General features: G+C 31.9%; 19 protein-coding genes and 1 riboswitch. Of the genes, 6 read left to right on the top strand and 13 right to left on the bottom strand.

What is annotated here, in order from left to right; all coding sequences use genetic code 11:
• Positions 1–87: 87 nt before the first annotated feature.
• Positions 88–1,722: a ribosomal protection-like ABC-F family protein gene (gene abc-f / locus LQ609_RS07820; protein WP_239734545.1), complete on the bottom strand. Its 1,635-nt coding sequence runs from the start codon at positions 1,720–1,722 to the stop codon at positions 88–90.
• Positions 1,723–1,954: 232 nt separating this feature from the next.
• Positions 1,955–2,467 (bottom strand): immunodominant staphylococcal antigen IsaB family protein, encoded by a 513-nt coding sequence (gene isaB, locus LQ609_RS07825; RefSeq protein WP_208143539.1) that lies wholly within the window; start codon positions 2,465–2,467, stop codon positions 1,955–1,957.
• A 616-nt stretch (positions 2,468–3,083) separates the two neighbouring features.
• Between isaB and LQ609_RS07830 the strand changes: the two genes are divergently transcribed.
• A complete protein-coding gene (locus tag LQ609_RS07830; protein WP_078357851.1) occupies positions 3,084–3,821 on the top strand; it encodes a transglycosylase family protein in 738 nt (245 codons plus the stop codon).
• Between the two features lie 72 nt (positions 3,822–3,893).
• Here the strand turns inward: LQ609_RS07830 and LQ609_RS07835 are convergent, their stop codons facing one another.
• Both LQ609_RS07835 and LQ609_RS07840 read right to left on the bottom strand, forming a co-directional pair.
• Complete coding sequence (locus tag LQ609_RS07835) at positions 3,894–4,454, bottom strand: RBBP9/YdeN family alpha/beta hydrolase (RefSeq protein WP_078357852.1); 561 nt, start codon at positions 4,452–4,454, stop codon at positions 3,894–3,896.
• Positions 4,455–4,471: 17 nt separating this feature from the next.
• A complete protein-coding gene (locus tag LQ609_RS07840; protein ID WP_208143537.1) occupies positions 4,472–4,831 on the bottom strand; it encodes a helix-turn-helix domain-containing protein in 360 nt (119 codons plus the stop codon).
• A 288-nt stretch (positions 4,832–5,119) separates the two neighbouring features.
• Here LQ609_RS07840 and LQ609_RS07845 point away from each other — a divergent pair, with 288 nt between their 5' ends.
• Positions 5,120–6,037, top strand: a complete 918-nt coding sequence (locus LQ609_RS07845) for a nucleoside hydrolase (RefSeq protein ID WP_239734546.1) — start codon at positions 5,120–5,122, stop codon at positions 6,035–6,037.
• A gap of 695 nt (positions 6,038–6,732) precedes the next feature.
• On the opposite strand, the gene LQ609_RS07850 is transcribed toward LQ609_RS07845, so the two are convergent.
• The 4 genes from LQ609_RS07850 to LQ609_RS07865 all read right to left on the bottom strand — a co-directional run bounded on the left by LQ609_RS07850 (position 6,733) and on the right by LQ609_RS07865 (position 10,576).
• A complete protein-coding gene (locus tag LQ609_RS07850; protein WP_078357855.1) occupies positions 6,733–8,115 on the bottom strand; it encodes an amino acid permease in 1,383 nt (460 codons plus the stop codon).
• Between the two features lie 243 nt (positions 8,116–8,358).
• On the bottom strand, positions 8,359–9,213 hold the full coding sequence (locus tag LQ609_RS07855; protein ID WP_239734547.1) for a fructosamine kinase family protein: 855 nt from the start codon (positions 9,211–9,213) through the stop codon (positions 8,359–8,361).
• 77 nt (positions 9,214–9,290) lie between these two features.
• A complete protein-coding gene (locus LQ609_RS07860; protein ID WP_115337077.1) occupies positions 9,291–9,584 on the bottom strand; it encodes a winged helix-turn-helix transcriptional regulator in 294 nt (97 codons plus the stop codon).
• A gap of 77 nt (positions 9,585–9,661) precedes the next feature.
• Positions 9,662–10,576 (bottom strand): LCP family protein, encoded by a 915-nt coding sequence (locus LQ609_RS07865; RefSeq protein WP_239734548.1) that lies wholly within the window; start codon positions 10,574–10,576, stop codon positions 9,662–9,664.
• Between the two features lie 163 nt (positions 10,577–10,739).
• Between LQ609_RS07865 and LQ609_RS07870 the strand changes: the two genes are divergently transcribed.
• From LQ609_RS07870 to LQ609_RS07880, 3 genes are read left to right on the top strand one after another with little or no spacing between them, the layout of a single operon-like run.
• Entirely contained in the window at positions 10,740–11,315 is a 576-nt protein-coding gene (locus LQ609_RS07870) for a phosphatase PAP2 family protein (protein ID WP_239734549.1), read from the top strand.
• A 53-nt stretch (positions 11,316–11,368) separates the two neighbouring features.
• On the top strand, positions 11,369–12,061 hold the full coding sequence (locus tag LQ609_RS07875) for a GNAT family N-acetyltransferase (protein ID WP_239734550.1): 693 nt from the start codon (positions 11,369–11,371) through the stop codon (positions 12,059–12,061).
• Between the two features lie 57 nt (positions 12,062–12,118).
• Positions 12,119–13,012, top strand: a complete 894-nt coding sequence (locus tag LQ609_RS07880; protein ID WP_239734551.1) for a VOC family protein — start codon at positions 12,119–12,121, stop codon at positions 13,010–13,012.
• Between the two features lie 208 nt (positions 13,013–13,220).
• Here the strand turns inward: LQ609_RS07880 and tenA are convergent, their stop codons facing one another.
• The 4 genes from tenA to LQ609_RS07900 all read right to left on the bottom strand — a co-directional run bounded on the left by tenA (position 13,221) and on the right by LQ609_RS07900 (position 16,864).
• Entirely contained in the window at positions 13,221–13,898 is a 678-nt protein-coding gene (gene tenA, locus LQ609_RS07885) for a thiaminase II (protein WP_239734552.1), read from the bottom strand.
• 64 nt (positions 13,899–13,962) lie between these two features.
• Positions 13,963–14,070: riboswitch (TPP riboswitch) on the bottom strand.
• 86 nt (positions 14,071–14,156) lie between these two features.
• Positions 14,157–14,513 (bottom strand): DUF2200 domain-containing protein, encoded by a 357-nt coding sequence (locus LQ609_RS07890; protein WP_078357864.1) that lies wholly within the window; start codon positions 14,511–14,513, stop codon positions 14,157–14,159.
• An 18-nt stretch (positions 14,514–14,531) separates the two neighbouring features.
• The gene (locus LQ609_RS07895) at positions 14,532–15,707 is read right to left on the bottom strand and encodes a YbfB/YjiJ family MFS transporter (protein ID WP_239700440.1); all 1,176 of its coding nucleotides are present in this window, start codon (positions 15,705–15,707) and stop codon (positions 14,532–14,534) included.
• 155 nt (positions 15,708–15,862) lie between these two features.
• Positions 15,863–16,864 (bottom strand): NADP-dependent oxidoreductase, encoded by a 1,002-nt coding sequence (locus tag LQ609_RS07900; RefSeq protein WP_208143528.1) that lies wholly within the window; start codon positions 16,862–16,864, stop codon positions 15,863–15,865.
• A gap of 254 nt (positions 16,865–17,118) precedes the next feature.
• Here LQ609_RS07900 and LQ609_RS07905 point away from each other — a divergent pair, with 254 nt between their 5' ends.
• Positions 17,119–17,406: a putative quinol monooxygenase gene (locus LQ609_RS07905; protein ID WP_078357867.1), complete on the top strand. Its 288-nt coding sequence runs from the start codon at positions 17,119–17,121 to the stop codon at positions 17,404–17,406.
• 45 nt (positions 17,407–17,451) lie between these two features.
• On the opposite strand, the gene LQ609_RS07910 is transcribed toward LQ609_RS07905, so the two are convergent.
• Positions 17,452–18,720, bottom strand: a complete 1,269-nt coding sequence (locus tag LQ609_RS07910) for a pyruvate MFS transporter (RefSeq protein ID WP_078357868.1) — start codon at positions 18,718–18,720, stop codon at positions 17,452–17,454.
• Positions 18,721–19,157: the final 437 nt, after the last annotated feature.

Raw genomic sequence — 19,157 nt, forward strand, 5'->3', positions numbered from 1 at the left:
GTGCGTTTTGCCTGGATTTAGCCTGAATCGCACGATATCTCCTCAGTCTTCGTGCGATTCTAATCAGACCAATATTAAGATCGAAGTTTATACTTCAAATTCTTCTTTTTCTCTTAATTTTTCTTTAACGTAATCATAGTTTCCTTCAAATTTAGTTAATTTTTTATCTTTTAATAAATATGTTATATCAAATAGCTTATTCAAGAAGTATCTATCATGTGAAACTGCGATGATTGTACCATTATAATCTAACAATGCGTCTTCTATTGTTTCTTTTGCATCTATATCTAAATGGTTTGTTGGTTCGTCTAATACTAGCACGTTAAAATCTTGATTCACAATTTGTGCCCAACGTAATCTCATTTTTTCTCCACCACTTAGACTACTGATTTTATTAAATACATCTTCTCCATAAAACATAAATTGTGCAAGTATATGTCTAGCTTGACCTTCTGTTACATGAGCTACATCTCTAAATGTTTCGATAACTGATTGGTTATCAATATTTTCAAAAGTGTGTTGTGATAAATAACCTATTCTTAAATTAGACGCTCTTTTAACTATTCCTTCATCTGGTTCTATTTGATTAATCATCATTTTTAATAATGTACTCTTTCCTGTTCCATTATCTCCTATTATAGATACATGTTCTTTTCTTCTAATGAGTAAATCAATTTTTTCAAACAATATATCTTCGTACATCTTAGAAACACTTTCTAATTCTATTACATCGTTAGAAACACGTTGTCCTTCTGCTAAATTCACGTTCATTCTTTTATGTTCTAGTATAGGCTTATCTAATTTCTTTATTCTATCCAATGCTTTTTCCATACTTTTTGCCCGTTTAAATAAAGCTGCATTTGGTGGATTTGCTTGGCTTGCCCATAATCTTAATTGCTTAATCGAGTCTTCCATTTTCTTAATTTTCTTTTGTTGTGTTTGATATGCTTCAAATTCATTTATAATTCTTACTTCTTTTTCTTTAACAAAATAACTATAATTACCATGGTATACATGCAATTGACCTTGATCAATTTCTAATATTTGATTAACAGTGTCATCTAAAAAGTATCTATCATGAGAAACTATGACAACTGCGCCTGAATATTGCTTAATAAAATCTGCTAACCAATCAATAGATGAAATGTCTAAATGATTGGTAGGTTCATCTAATAATAACAATTTAGGTTGTTGTAATAGTATTTGAGCTAACCCTACTTTCGTTCTTTCTCCTCCAGAGAGTTTCTCCCACGTATGATTTAATAAATGATTTATTTTTAATCCGTGACTTACTCGTCTTATTTGAGCATCTATTTCATATCCACCTAGTTGTTCGAACAATTCTTGTAATTGCCCATACTTCTTTAATAATAGTTCAATTTTGTCAGTTTCATTAGCCATCTCAGCTTCGATTAACTGCATTTTCTGTGAAATGTTATTAACTTCTTCAAATACTTCAGTTAAACATTCATATACTAGTTTGCCATCTTCATAGTTTGGTAATTGATTCAAATATCCAATTGATATATTCTTCTGCCAGCTTATTTGCCCTTCTGTAGGCGATTCTATACCAGCCATCAATTTTAATAATGTACTTTTACCTTCACCATTTCTTCCAACTAGACCTACACAGTCCCCTTCATTCAAATCATATTTAATATCTTCAAATATAACATCACCTGTATAAGACTTAGATAATTTAGACATATTTATAATATTCATATTGCTTCCTCCAAAATCGTGCTACAAGGAAGCTGGTGTCAGACATTCCTTATAGCTATATTTTTCTTCAAAAAAGACATACTTCACCAATTTTGGAGAAACATTCGCAAATTTGTTGCGTACGATTACAAAGAATCTGCAACTATGAGCTAAAAGAAACATCTGAAACACCTCCGTTCATCAAAGTTATCTTTATTATATTACTAGTATTGTTATTTTACAATGCGATTCATTATTCTAAATCTTCGCCGATATTAACATTTGTGACGTAATTATCTACTATTGTAAATATAATAAGATTCCCCTCTACAATGAATCTATAATTTTTTCCGTTACTAGTTTCTTCTATAGTATAATCATTTCCATAAGCATTCATAATTTGTGATTTAGATATATGTTTCTGTTTCACTGGAAACTTGACACTAGCAGCATAATTATCGTTGTGGTTATTACCAAAATAAAACGTTTGATCATAAGAATTCATATTTTTAAAAGTTTCTCCATCATTTGATTGAGGTTGAACAATTCTATGACCATTCATTGTTACGTTCTTGTACACTAATGCACTGATGAAAGTTGAATCTAAGATAAAGCTACCATCATGACCTGTATTACCTTGATACTTATAGTAAGGTGTTGTTGCAGCTTCGACATCATTACCATCTTGACTAGGGATATTTACTACTCCAAACATTGTTCCGATTGAAATTCCTGTTGCAATTGTTAACTTTGCCACTTTATTCATTTCCACCACTCCCTTTTAGTATAATTGTACACTTATATATTACAATAACATTACAAAGATTTCAAAAATGTTACGTCAAACGTTTTTCATTCTATAAGTAGTAATAATACTGATAATTCAGTCTTCTGATGATATAAATCTATTTAAACTTACTCGCACTAACTATGCAGTCTTTTATAATATTACTTAAAAGCTACAATAATCTTATTAAACTCATAGGATTTACTGAATCTTTATAACTTCAGAAAATTTTTATACTTCTTTCATCGATACTAAAAGCACTTTTCCAATGTTGAATGTCTCTCTTAATATCGAAGTTCAAAACTGTCATGAAAGTATTCCGTACGTAACATCTATTTTCCGGACTTTTTCATACAATTGCATACAATTGGTAAATTTAAGTGTAATATTACAAAATATCTCAACTGTAATTCTTTATTACAATATTTCTTGCACATTGTAATCTTTTGTTATTTGACTGTAATTTACAAAGCCTTTATTTATGTTATTGTTGTCTTGTCCCAATTTTCAGGGGAGAATTTTTAACTAACAAAGAAATCATCATCTTAAATTAAGATACTAATAAATAAAAAATTATTCGGAGGGTTTTACAATTATGAAAAAAGCAATTTTAACTTCATCATTAGCAGTAGCAATCGGAGCAACAGGAGTAGCATCTTCACAAGTAGCAGATGCATCTGAACAAGGCGTAAATAAAGAGCAATTAGCTCAATTAGCTCAATCAAATTCACCAGAACTTAATGAACATGCTGTCCAAGAAGGCGCATATGACATTAATTTCACATTAGATGGATTCGAATATAACTTTGAATCAGATGGATACAACTTTACTTGGGAATATCATGCAACTAATGCAGCTGACACTGAAAGCACTCAAGCTCCAGTAGCTCAACAACAACCAGTTGCTGAACAAAACGTAGCTGAACAAACTCCAGCTCCAGCAGCAAACAACACTGCTAGCGAACAAGCAACTCAAGAAGCGCCAAAACAAGTAGAAGCGCCAAAACAAGAAACTCAAGCCCCAGCTCAACAACAAACACAACAAGCGCCAGCTCAAGAAACTAAATCATCTTCAGCTTCTGAAGGTTCAAGTGTAAACGTTAATGATCACTTAAAAGCTATCGCTCAACGTGAATCAGGCGGCGACTTAAAAGCTGTTAACCCATCATCAGGTGCAGCTGGTAAATACCAATTCCTACAAACTACTTGGGATTCAGTAGCTCCAGCAGAATACAAAGGTGTATCACCTACAGAAGCTCCTGAACATGTACAAGATGCAGCAGCTGTTAAATTATACAACACTGCAGGCCCTTCACAATGGGTAACTGCATAATTAATTAAGCAGTACTAAAATTTTATTCAACAAACTAATCCAACGCCCTCGGCAATAGCCGAGGGCGTTTTTTTATTGATTTAATATTCTATTTACATAACTTGCAACTTCCGGAAATGAAGTATAACCATCCCTATCACAAAAGTGTCCATCGTGTTCAATGGTTACAAATTCAGAATTTAACTTTTTCGCTAAATTTTCACTGAGTTTATATGGAACTACGCGATCGTTTGTCGCAATAATACTTATAATATTGGGTACTCTTTCTTTAAGTTTTTCAAAATCTATATTAGTATGCTGAATATAATCATCGAGTTTGCTTAATTCCGGGATTTCTTCATAAAATCCTGCAACCAATACAAGACCTTTAATGTTCAACTTACCATCATACTTCGAAAGATAATTCAGCACCGTCACAACACCTAAACTATGCGCAACAATCACATTTTCACCAGAAGTTAAATCCACCTCTGCCTTTAACCTATCCGTCCAATCACTCAATATAGGATTTGAAGAATTAGGAAAATCTAAAATCTTACTATCAACACTAGGAACATGTTGAGTCAACCACTTAAACCAATGCTTTTGACTATTAGCATTGTAACCATGTGCTATATATAAATATTTATTCATAACAATCACCTTTCGATTTAATGTACAAGTGCATTAATGATCCCTATAATAATTCCTCCAAATGGAAAAACGAGCCACCAAAATTTTGAAAAGAACTCCCAACCATTCCTTGGTCTATTATAATTAATATCTTGTTGAGGTGTTTCTCTGTAAGTTTCAATAATCGTTTTCTTTAACTTTTTATCTCCTTTTATTAACTCATCTAAAGATAAATCGAATATATCACTCATTTGAACAAGAATGTCTATGCCAGGATACACCTTACCAAGTTCCCATTTAGAAACACTTTGTCTTGTTACATGTAATTTAGCAGCCAATTCATCTTGTGACCATCCATTAAGCTCACGTTCTTCTTTAATTTTCGATCCAATATTCATGATTATTCACCCCTTTTCTACACTATAGAACTAATCATACAAAAAGTCCCGAAACTATTTTTTGCTTCCCACAGCAACCAGAAGTTGCTACCTTATTAAACCAACTCTTACTTAGGTTATACCCATTTTCACAATTTTTATATTTAGAATACGGTCATACTACCCTCCGTCTCCTAATAAATATAAACATTATTGTAGGGATTACTAGCGTAGAATATCTACAAACATTAATAATAAATAATGTTTGTTATACTAAATAATATAAATATATTTTAAGGAGTGAGTAAATTGGCTATTCCTATTATTATAGATACAGATCCTGGTATAGATGACATCATTGCAATTTCTGCTGCCATACATAGTAAAGATTTAGATGTGAAACTCATTACTTCAGTAGGCGGTAATGTTGGAATTGAACATACTACACAAAATGCATTAGATATTGTAAATTACTTTAAAAAAGATATACCTGTAGCAAAAGGTGTCGATACACCACTCATCAATAAGCTTGCTACTGCTGAACATGTTCATGGACATAATGGAATTGGTAATGTGCAATTTAAGACTTCATCTCAAACAAATATTTTAGAAGATCATGCCGTCATAGCAATGAAAGAAACGATTATGAATTCTGAAGAACCTATAACTTTAGTTCCTATTGGTCCTTTAACTAATATTGCATTATTATTTTCACTCTTCCCAGAAACTAAAAGCAATATTAAACAAATTGTTTTAATGGGTGGAGCTGCAGTCGGAGGAAATGCAACACCATTAGCTGAATTCAATATATATGTAGACCCACACGCAGCTCAAATCGTATTTAATCAAGATATCCCTATCGTTATGTGTGGTCTTGATGTAACAAGAGAAACTAAGATTAACCATGATGATATACAAACAATCAAAAAACAAGGAGACTTTGGCAACTTAATAACTGACATGTTAGAAGTCTATAATGATGTAAATTCAGGTGAAAAACACGAACATATCATACATGATTTATGTACATTATTTTATTTACTTTATCCAGAAATGTTCACAACAGAGCGAGCTGACGTTTCCGTTATAACAGAAGGACAAGCAGCCGGATGTACATACACAGAATTTAATAAAGAAGGTAAAGTTGAAGTCTGTATGCATGCAAATAATAAACAATTTAGAGAAAAATTTGTAGAATTCGTAAAAGACATACATCAAGCGAGATAGAGAATAATATACAAGTGAATATTGAGATTGTGCTTACTGGCAGAATTACGAATTATGCTCCTTAACAACACATCTTACGGACATTTCTCTGAATTATGTCTCTAACACCACATCTTACGGACATTTCTCAGAATTTTGTCCCTAACGACACCTCTTACGGACATTTCTCGGAATTATGTCCCTAACAACACCTCTTACGGACATTTCTCAGAATTTTGTCCCTTAGCACCCTTCTTACAGACATTTATAACGATTTTGTAGTGCTGACGCCTGAGGGAATAGTATGCGTGAGAGACTACAGGCTCGAACCATACCCCTAGGCAAGCATGCACGTACAAAATCGTAAGGTTATATAAAACTGTATATTTTCAACGATTTTGTAGTGCTGACGCCTGAGGGAATAGTATGAGTGAGAGACTACAGGCTCGAGCCATACCCCTAGGCAAGCATGCACGTACAAAATCGTAAGATTATATAAAACTGTATATTTATAACGATTTTGTAAGTGCTGACGCCTGAGGGAATAGTATGCGTGAGAGACTACAGGCTCGAGCCATACCCCTAGGCAAGCATGCACTTTACAAAATCGTAAAATAAAAAAACAAGCATATCACTGTAAAACTGAAAAGTTCAGTTAAGTGATATGCTTATTTATTTTGAGTTAGGACTTCTGTCGCACTCTCGATATTATTTTATTAATATTCACCTTTATCTATTCTATGATAACCTCTTAAGAAATAAATAAGTGTCATTGCTGATAGGAATACTATACCGATAATTACCGATACTCTTGTTTCTGCGTTAAACAACATACCGATTAATACTAAAATAAAGAATCCTAATGTTATATAGTTTGTATATGGTGCGAATGGCATCTTGAATGGATGATTTTTAATTTCTTCTGGATGTTTTTTTCTAAATTGTATGTGACTTAGTAAAATCATAAACCAAGGTACCATACCTGGTAAAATAGATGCACTGTATACATACACGAATATATTTTCAGAACCATCTATTACTAATGGTAGTACAATATTTAAGATAACACCTACAAAAATACCAATTGAAATGGCTAACACTGCAAAGAATGGAACGCCTGTTTTCATTACTTTCGTAAATATACGTGGCATTTGTCCTTTTTGAGCTAACGTATATACCATACGACTTGAACTAAAGATTCCTGAGTTACAACCAGACATTGCAGCTGTAATTACAACAAAGTTAATTAATCCTGCTGCTATTGTAATACCAACTTTTGCAAATGTTGCAACGAATGGACTACCTACATTACCTAATTGATCCCAAGGATAAACAGTTACAATAACAAATATTGCACCTATGTAAAAGATTAATATACGCCATATAACACCGTTTACAGCGTTTTTAATATTTTTCTGTGGATCTTTAGTTTCACCTGCTGTAATACCTATTAACTCTACACCTTGATAGGAACCAACAACCATTGATAAAGCAAAGAAGAAGCCTATAATACCATTAGGGAAGAATCCTCCGTGTTCAGTTAAATTGCCTAAGCCTATAGCATTTCCGCCATTTCCTAGCCCAAAGAATATTAAACCGAAACCTGCAATAATCATTAAAATAATTGTCACTACTTTTATCATAGCAAACCAGAATTCAAATTCACCGAATGCTTTAACTGAAGTTAAATTTGCTGCTGCCAATGTAACTACAACTATGACTCCCGGTACCCAAGTTGGTAATTCTGGCCACCAATATTGCATATATTGTCCAACGGCTATAACTTCACTCATCCCTACTACTATCCATTGGAATATATTACTCCATGCGGTTACATAACCTGCAACTGGATGTAAATAATCACTTGCATAGTTAGCAAATGAACCAGTCGTTGGATATAAGTAAACTAATTCTCCCATTGCTCTCATTACTAAATATAAGAACAGACCTGCTACTAAATAAGCAAATATTGCAGATGGCCCAGTCCATTTAATCGTACTTGATGCACCCATGAATAAACCAACACCAATAGTACCACCAAGTGCGATCATCTGTACTTGACGAGAACTAAGACCTCTTTTTAAATGATTGTCTTCCATTATTTCGTGTCACTCCTTGTTTCAATTCATCAAATTTTAAATGCGTCAAACTTCATGGGACAATTATACTATAAAGTGTCAGAAAATAAAGCGTTACTAGAAAGCGTTTTCTGAATTTTATTATTTTAAATGAATTATGTTCATAATATTGTAATTTATTCATAAATATCATCTATTTTCTACAAAAAAAGTGATATTTTAACTCTTTCGCTAAAATATCACTCTTGTATTTCCAAGTATATTTTATTGTATAATCTCTGTCATTGTTCTGTTCACGCTTCCTGCATACATAGAACCAAATTTCACTAAATGTACCATTAATAAATAAAGTTCATAAAATTTAATTCTATCATCTGAACCTTTGCTTAACGGTAAAGCTTCGTTGTATGCATCATAAAATTCATTCGTAAATCCTCCGAACACTTTTGTAGCTCCAAGGTCAAATTCTCTATCACCATATAAAGGTGAAGGGTCGAATAGTGCAGGTTCTCCATTAGATAAGAACATGTAATTACCTGCCCATAAATCTCCATGTAATAATGAAGGTTTACTATTATGATTTTCTAAAGTTTTGATTATCTTTTCACGCACTTTTTCAAATAATGAAAGTTCTTCTTTAGACCATAATCCTCTATTCACAATTTCATCTCTCAATTGGTCTAACCTTTGTTCTACAAATATATTAATCCACGTATCTTTCCAACCATTTTCAAAAGTAATATCACTTCCATGATAAGGCAAATGGAATCCAAATTTACCATGTGGCTCATGATGACTGTGTAACTTCGCCACAAGCTTTCCTAGTTCTCTTTGATTTCCAGAATGACCTTCTTCGAGATAACTTAACAATAAATAAGCATCTCCATTAATTTGTCCATGACCTTTAACAACAGGAGCAGTTACATCAGCCGCTTCAAACGCTTCTAAGCCGGCAATTTCAGCTGCATAAAAGTCATCACTTCTATCATGTTGAACAAGCAAAAAATATGGTCCATTTGTCGTTTCTATTTTATATGCTTCATTTACATCTCCACCACTAACTGGTTTCATTTCTTGGATATTATCTATAGGTAATTGTGATTGCCAATCTTTATTCATGACTATCCCTCCTATTTAATAGTGTAAATGAATATGATAACGAGCTCAATTATGCGAAATGAGAGAAATATCTTCTATCATTTCATCTGTTCAAGCTGTTTTATAAATGGTATTAATTGTTCTCCTTTTTCTGAAATCGAATAATATATATTCGGTGGCATAATTTCTTCTATTCTAACTTGTAGAAATTCATTTTCAACTAATAATTCGAGTGATTGTTTAATCTTTTGCTGATCATAACTTTCAAGTTCTGAGAATAAGTCTCTCTCTTCTCTCTCTACATTGCTTAATTTAGCCAATACTATTAATCCATAGTTATGACCTAATTGATTGATGTTAGAAATAACTTTGTCCTCGTTAACTGAACGCATATTTTTACCTCTTCTCGTATAAGGTATTTTGAAAAACTTGTTTAAACTATAACATAACTTGAAAATTATATATTATCTTAACTTTCAAGCTTGTTATTATAAGATTTAATGATTTCTTGTTTAGCTACATCGTCCGCTTCAAAATACCATATTCCGTCATTCTCTAATTGGTTCACACCATCTATAGATATTTTCTCAAAATGTTCTGTTGCATCCTTATATTCTGAAATTAATTTCCTTGTGTCATTTAGATTAAAACTCGTTGTGATGTTATCTTGAGCCACATTCATTAATTTATTGAAGTTGTTAACATTTAAATTGTTTTTTAATTTTTTACTAGTCGCTTCTATTACTATTCTTTGTCGCTCTTGTCTACCCTCATCATCACCAGCACCTGCTTCTTTTCGGCTACGCACAAAATCTAATGCTTCGTCTCCAGATAACTTAACTTTTTCACCTGCTTTAAAAGTCGTTCCATTAAATTTAAATGAATTATTACTTTTAACAGAAACTCCATCTAGTGCGTCGATTGTTTTTTTAAAACCATCCATATCAACTGTAATATAACCATCAATAGGGATATTAAATTCTTTCTTCAGCGTTTGAACTGCTGTTTTTGATCCACCATACGCATAAGCATGAGCGATTTTATCATGATTTGAATATCCAGGTATATTAACAGCCATATCTCTCGGTATACTAACTAATTGTGTTTTTTTCGTTTTGGGATTGATAGAAGCCAACATGATTGAATCCGTTCTTTCTCCAATATTCTCAGATTCTCTTTCTTTATTAGAATCCACTCCAAATATTGCGATTGATATTGGTTTGTTATGTTTAATTTTTTCCTTAACATTTTTTGTATCTTGCTTATTTATCGGTTGATATACTTTATTATTTAAGTTAACAACCTTAGTTATTAAGAATATTCCAGCTATTATGATAATAGCAGCAATAAATATTGTTATCTTGCCTCTTCTTGTTAGTTTCATAGTTAAGCTCCTATATTTTTTATTTCGTACTCTCGATGATAACATTTTTCTGTAACTTATTAAATATTTTTTAGGTAGTCCTAAAGTCTTATTGTTTAAAATTGTTTTTTTATTTAAAATTGAATAAAGTTAAAAAATAAAATACAAAGGAACTTATATCACCATGAAGAAAAATTCAAAACTCATAATAGCCTATTCAATTATTTTACTGTTAATCATCGTATCTATTCTTACTGGATACATATCTCTACTAGATAGTTCTGTAAGTCATTTTATACAAAACATGGCTGTAGACTTTAGATTACACAATTATTTATCTATTTTTTCTTTTATATTTTCACCTTTACATACAGTTATCTTAATCGCTGTCTTACTTTTAGGTTTATCCATTCTCAACAAGAAGAAAGTCTTACTTTATTTAATTTTTTCTGTAACTTCAATAATTATAGGAACATTATTAAAATATATCGTCCAAAGACCAAGACCGTCTGATTTAATTGATGGTTATAGCTTTCCAAGTATGCACACATTAATATTATTTGTAGCTATATTTGTATTGCTCGCTTTATACAACAAAGGCATTGTAAAGGTTATTTCTGTAATTGTAATTATTTCTATGATGTGTTCAAGAATTTATTTAAATGCTCACTTTTTCTCTGATACTTTATCTAGCTTAATTATTGTTCATTTAGTTTTTTTATGTGTAAATAAGATTCCGAAAAAATATACTATTTATTAAATATTTCACCTCCTTTATTTTGTGATACCATACAATAAAGGAGGTTTTCTTATATGAGATATAATAGCTTCAATCAACCTATTGGTGACGAGGTCAAATCTTTCCAGAATCCTAAAAATCCTAGTATTAATACAATTGAAGGTAAGTATAGTAAATTAGAACATTTAAATTCAAGTCATGTCGATGATCTATTCACACTGTTATGTGCGAAAGAAAATGATGCAAATTGGACATACTTACCGAATGAACCGATTCACGATAGTGATGAATTCAATGCATTAATGAATACTCGAATTGAGTCTCAAGATCCTTATTTCTTTGCGATAATAGACAAAGCAACTGGTAAAGCTTTAGGCATATTATCACTTTTACGAATTAATACTAAAGCTTCATCAATTGAAGTGGGTCATATACATTATTCATCACTTTTAAAAAGAACGCGTATTGCTACTGAAGTACAGTATTTACTTGCTAAATATGTATTTGAAACTTTAGAATATAGACGTTATGAATGGAAATGCGATAGCTTAAATGAACCTTCTAAACGAGCAGCACTTCGATTAGGATTTACATATGAAGGTACATTTAGACAAGCATTAGTATATAAAGGTAGAACTAGAGATACAGACTGGTTCTCTATTACAGATAAAGAGTGGCCAAATATTAAAAAACAGTATGAAGATTGGCTAGACGAAAAGAATTTCAATAGTGATGGTAATCAAGTTAATAAACTATTAATTAAATAAATGTTTATTTTCTACTGATTGGGTATTATAAAGGTAAACTGTCGAGGAGATGAATTGATGAATAATCAAAGAATAGTCCCGCACTTATGGTTCGATAAAGAAGCCCAAGAAGCAGTCGATTTTTATATGAAAGTCTTTCCAGAATCAGAAGTTGTAACAGATGTAACTTTTACTGACACACCATCAGGAGATTCCAAACAGTTTATTTTTAATATTTTTGGTTATAGATTTATGGCAATTAATGCTGGTCCTTACTTTGTGAAAAACCCTTCTATTTCATTTACTGTATTATTTAAACAATCAGAAGCAGACTTATTAGATAAAGTATGGTCTGCACTAGCAGAAAACGGTAAAGTAATGATGGAGTTAGAAAAATACGACTTTAGTGAAAAATACGGTTGGTTAGAAGATCAATTTGAAGTATCATGGCAACTACTAATTACCGATCAAGAATTTGATGACCGTATCAGACCGTCATTTATGTTTATTAATGATAATGTAGGTCGCGCTGAAGAAGCGATCAATTATTATACAAGCGTATTTAAAGATAGTGGTGACACTAGTAAGTATTACTATCCAGAAGGTATGGAACCAGATAAACCAGACACATTAGCTCACGCAGAATTCAAACTAGAAAATCAATATTTTGTTGCATTAGATAGTGCACACAAACATGATTTCAACTTAAATGAAGGTATTTCACTGATGCTGAACTTAGATGACCAAGAAGAAATCGATTATTATTGGGATAAATTGTCCGCTGTACCACAATCAGAACAATGCGGCTGGGTTAAAGACCAATTCGGAGTTTCTTGGCAAATCGTACCTAAAATAATGGATAAAATGGCAAAAGAAGGCACACCAGAACAAATCAAACGCCTAACCGAAGCGTTTTTGAAAATGAAGAAGTTTGATGTAGATACTTTAATAAAAGCATATGAAGGAAAGTAACAAAAAAGGGAGTGGGACAGAAATCTAATTTTATAAAAAAAGATTTCGTAGTCCCACCCCGGCAAGGATGACTAGGATTGAAGAAGCTTGATATAAGCGCATTTTCAATCCAGTCATCTACTGCCAATACAATGATAAGAGGCAGGGACAATTAATTTGTCCCTGCCTCTTTTATATATATTAATTTTTGTGTTCTAACGCGCTAGTTTTATTTTACTGGTACTGGCCATGTCTCTAGTTTCTCTGCCATTTCCCAGAACATGTATTCATAGTAACTTGTCTTTACAACAATATCTTCTAAACGTTGTAATTCTTCTTCTGTCTTTCCTTCAGCTACGTTATTCATTAATTGAATGCAGTCTTCTTTAGATGAACTGAATTCTTGTGATGCATACATTTTAATCCATTCTCCATATAGTGGATGGTCTTTTGAACCTTCAATTTCTGCTAATTTCAAACCTATATAACTATAACTCCATGTACACGTTAGTATTGCGGCAATAACATTCTCGATTCCACCTTGTTGTGCTAAATTCAACATATAACTTGTATATGCTAATGTAGTTTGAGCTGGTTCTGTTTGTTCAAGTTCCTTTTCTGTAATCCCAAATTGTTTAGCATAGCTACGATGCAAATCCATTTCTGTATGCAAAGTATCATAAGCTAAATCGGCGTAAGTTGTCATCATCTGTAAATCTGGAGATTTAGCTGCACCAATAGAAAATAGCCTTGCATATTCAATCAAATATACATAATCTTGCTTTAACCAATGTTTAAACTTTTCTTCATCAAGTGACCCATCTCCTAATCCTTGAATAAAAGGATGATCCATATAAGACTTCCAAATTGGTTCAACTCTTTTAAATATTCTATCTGTAAATTTCATTTATATCCTCCTTATATAAAAAAACGCTATTTTCATTAAGAAAATAGCGTCTACTTATACTCTAATTATAGATATGCCACTTTCCTACGCCAGTATAAACTGGATCAGGTTCAAGGAATTTCAAAGTTTCACTTTAATCTCAGCCTTTCAAAAGGCACTTCCAGTGGTTTAATATTTTTTTATTTAATTTTCATTCAGTTACAACATATCGGTTTTGTAGTTATTTTGCAAATAAAGTTATAAATAGTCCCACGATTCTTACTTTTCTTTTCTAAATATATTCTCTTTTTTCTTTCCTCTTGCAAGTTCATCAATTAGTTTGTCTAAATATCTAATTTCTTGCATTAGTGGTTCTTCGATTTCCTCTACTCTTATTCCACAAATAACGCCTTTGATAAGTTTTCTATTTGGATTTTTGTTTGGTGCTTCTTTGAAAAATGTTTCAAAGTCGGTTTTATTTTCTAAAATTTCTTCTAATTCTTGCTGGCTATAACCTGTTAACCAAAGGATGATTTCATCTACATCTTCTTTTGTTTTTCCTTTTTTCTCTGCTTTAGTAACGTAATGTGGATATACACTTGAAACTGGCATTGCATATACTTTTTCTTTTTTCATGTTTTATCCTTCTTTCGTTTATGTTTGTTGACGTTGTCTTTGACTTAAAAATATAGCAATAATCGCTAACACTAATAGTGATGATGCAAAAATAAGTGCACCATTATAATTATTAGTATCTCCAATTAATATTCCTGCAAAATATGGTGCAATAACTTGTCCGAGGCTATAGAAAAATGTTAATAGTGCTACTAAATTTTTACCAGATATTGCACTCATTATTTGTCCTCGTGACATAAATAAAGTCGTTAACCCTAAGAAAGTTCCTCCAAATAAACATGAACTTATAATTAAGCTTATTGTAGTATGTGAAAACACTGGCAATATAACGCCTATAAATTGAAGCATAAATGCAAGATAAATCGCTTTAATATATCCTATCTTATTCCCTAAAACGGACCATAATACACACGAAGGTATTGCTGTTAAACCAACAAACATCCAACTTAATGCAGCATATTCTTTTAGATTTGGTATAGATTCAACAATAGCGACTAAGAAAGTACCTGTAACGATATACCCCGCTCCTTCTAGTAAATAAGCAATTGAAAAGAACACCATAAACCATTTTGTATATGTTTCATTTTTATCAGTCTCAATATTTAATTTCTTTTGCTTCAAATTTAAAGGTTCCTTTATATCTTTCATTAAGAAAATAACAATTGAACCCATTAATAAAGAAGCTACACCTAATATGATCCAAGTAGATGACCATGTCTCGCTATCTGTATATAATTGAACAAAAATACTACTCGTGAATATTCCAATTCCAACTCCACTGTATAAAAATCCAGATAAATGAGACTTACCGCCTTTATTTAAACCTTCTAATACGACATTAGAAGCAAGTACAAATACAGTACCGCTCGTAATACCAGCTACAAATCTCAGAACATTCCATGTAATAAAGTCATGCGTAAAGCCCATAAGTAATACAGAAATAATGTTGATTAATAAATATATTTTTAAATCAATGACCTTGCTTCTCATAATTAAGAATGTAGGAATCATCGCACCAATCAAGTAACCTAAATAGTTGATTGTAGCTAATAATCCAGCGTCTTGATTGCTTAAATGCGTTGCTTTTTGCATGAAAGGTAAAATGGGCGTATAAGAAAAACGTCCAATCGCCATAACAATAAAAAGTGATAGCATACCTAATATTAGTTGTTTATACGCTTTACTAGCTGACAATTTACGCACCTCGTTTTCTCTTTTAAGTAATATTATCTCTCTCATAGCATGAATACACAAGATGAATTTAAAAGAGAAAGAAGAGAAGAAAAATAAAAAGCACGCCATATCCACTATTAATAATTTTGGATTGGGCATGCTTTTTATTTACTATATTATTCTGATACTTTAATGACTTGCTTACCAAAATTATCTCCTGTAAATAATTTACGGAATGCATTTGGTATTTGGTCAAATCCTTCATCTATTGTTACTTCTGATTTTATTTTACCTTCTTGTACCCATTGTGCTAATTGTTCACTAGCTTCTTTAACGTCTTCATTAAATTGAGCAACTATAAAACCTTGCATAAGTGCTTGGTTTTTTATAAGTGTTTGTTGTATGCGAGGTCCAATGTCCTCACCTTTAAGATTATATGAAGATATTGCGCCACAAACTGGAATTCGTGCAAATTTATTAAGGTGTTTAAATACTTCGTCTGAAAGTTCTCCACCTACATTTTCAAAATATACATCTATTCCATTTGGTACTGCTTTTTCAAGTTTTTCAGCAAAATCGTCTTTTTTATAATCTACACCTTCATCGAAACCTAACGTCTCAGTTAAATAATTAACTTTCTCGGAGCCGCCTGCTATACCAACAACATGAGCACCTTTAAGTTTAGCAATTTGTCCAACTACTGACCCTACTGCTCCTGAAGCTGCTGAAACAACTACAGTTTCTCCTTCTTGTGGTTTACCAATTTTCAACAATCCTTGATAAGCTGTCATTCCTGGCATACCGAGTACACTTAAATATAAGTAAAACGGTACTTCATTAGAAGCTATTTTAGTTACGTATTTTTGGTTAATGGTTATAAATTTTTGCCAAGGCAATACACCCGTAACAACGTCTCCTTTTTGTAGTTCACTTGAGTTAGATTGAACTACTTCAGCTACGATATGCCCGTTAAAAGGTTTATCTAATTCATATGACTGCGTGTAACTTTTTGAATCGTTCATTCTACCTCTCATATAAGGATCAACGGATACATAGATCGTTTTTAATAATACTTCGTCGCTATTTGGTTCTCTAACGTCGATCTCTTCATAGCGAAATACATCATCTTGAGGAATACCTTCTGTTCTTTTAGCTAATACTATTTGTTCATTTTTCATGATTTTCCTCCTAATTTATAACTAAAAATTTTTCAATTTATTTCCTTTATATAAATAGATATTAGACTTGATTAATAAGAGACTCAAATAATTTGTTTTTCCTTTAATTCGATATTTCAATAAAACTATAGAATACACCATGTTAAAGCCGGAATAAAAATATATAAATGCTAAGCTTTTAAAATTTACTTTTCTATTCTATTCTGTCATGATGCATTATAGTAAATAAAATTGATAGAGAAAGAGGTCATATTATGATTATTATAAATGCTAAATTCGAAGTTCAATCACAATCTGTTGAACAATATGAATCATTAATAAAAAATTTAGTTGAATCATCAAGAAACGAAGAAGGAAATATCGGTTACGAACACTTTAAGTCTACAGAAAAAGAAAATACTTATTTAATGTATGAAATTTGGGAGAACCAAGAAGCAATTGAATCACATAATAATAGTGAACATTTCTTAAGCTTCTTTAGCAATGTAAAACCATTACTAGCTGGACCTGCAGATATTAAAGTAAGTTTAAATAAAGAATAATAAAAAAAAATCTATTGCCACTTTTATGGCAATAGATTTTTTGTTTTATACAGTTTTATCTTTAACTAACGGATTATCAGGTTTAATAAAGAACCACATGATAATTGCGAATACTACAGGAACCATCATTAATTGTAATGTCCATGTCCAACCAATTTTGTCTGCTAAGAAACCAGCTAAAATCGGACTTAATAGCGCACCTATATTACCCCATAAGTTCATCCAACCAGAAACAGTACCGGCAAAGTTACGACCTAAGTCTGTAGCTGTTGCCCAACTCATTCCCATTGATAAACCTACTCCACCAAGACAAAGTGATAACCAGAAGATATTCAAGTATAAGTTATCAGTAGCTAAGGCAAAGTATAATGAAATACAGAATACGACGAATCCAGTGATTGCGATAATACCACGTGCAGCAAACTTAGATTTACCGCTTGATAAAATTTTATCTGAAATTGTTCCACCTAACATAATCAGTACAAACATTGCTAACCATGGAGCACCAGCAATGAAGCCCATTTTTTCAAAATCAACATGATACTCTTCGTGTATATATGTAGGTAACCAAATTAAGAATAATGTAATTACGAACTGTACTACAAAGTATTGTGCTGCAATAGCATAAAAGCTAAAACGACTAAAGAAGATTTTCCATGGTGCAGATGTTTTTTCAGTATCCACTACATCACGCGTTTGCATAATAAATTTCTTCTCAGCTTCGTTTACCATTTTATGTTGTTCAGGTAAGTCTTTAGCGATAATTGCCCATAAAATCGCAATAATTATACCTATAAAACCAAAGATATAGAACACTGCTTCCCAACCGAATGAAGTCATAATAGCGATTGTAACGATTGGTGCAATAACTGGTCCAAAATATGATCCGGCTAATAGTGCTGAAGAAGCACGGCCTTTTTCATTTTTGTTAAACCAATAACTATTAAACACAGCATTTGATGGGTACATTGGTGCTTCACCAATACCAAATAAGAAACGTACAAAGTATAGTAAACCGTGATTTTTAACAACACCAGTTAAAATCGTAAATGCACTCCACCATAGTAAAGCGATTGTTAACATTTTCTTAGGTCCAAATTTCTCAGCAAGAATTCCTGAAGGTACTTGCATTAAAGCATAACCTAGTGAGAAGAAGGATGCTAAGAACCCGAATTGAGTTTTGTTCATATTTAAATCTTCCATCATCGGCCCAGCAATAATAGAGATGTTTGAACGGTCCATATATGCAATAATCCCTATGATGAAGAATGCTATAGCAAAATACCATCTTATATTAGTTCTTTTTTCATTCATAAATATCCAACTTTCTTAATTAATTTCCCTTTATATTCATGCGGTCATATGATGACTTTAATTATTAGTAAGTCGAATATAGCATAATTAGGAAACGCTTACAATATAAAATTTAAAAAATCGGCATATATTTTATTGTGAATAAATACACAAAACACTTGAATTGACGGGGTCTATCATACAATACTCTGCAAATTTGTGTGTAAATAGATGACCGTAGTTACACTTCTTTCGACTTGTGTGAATATGGATATCTATAGTTACACTTCTTTCAACTTGTGTGAATATGGGCATCTATAGTTACACTTCTCTCGACTTGTGTGAATATGGATATCTATAGTTACACTTCTCTCGACTTGTGTGAACATGGATATCTATAGTTACACTTCTCTCGACTTGTGTGAATATGGGCATTTATGTTCAATCATTTTATTTTT

Source organism: Mammaliicoccus sp. G-M28 (genome assembly GCF_022386595.1).
Classification (GTDB): domain Bacteria; phylum Bacillota; class Bacilli; order Staphylococcales; family Staphylococcaceae; genus Mammaliicoccus; species Mammaliicoccus fleurettii.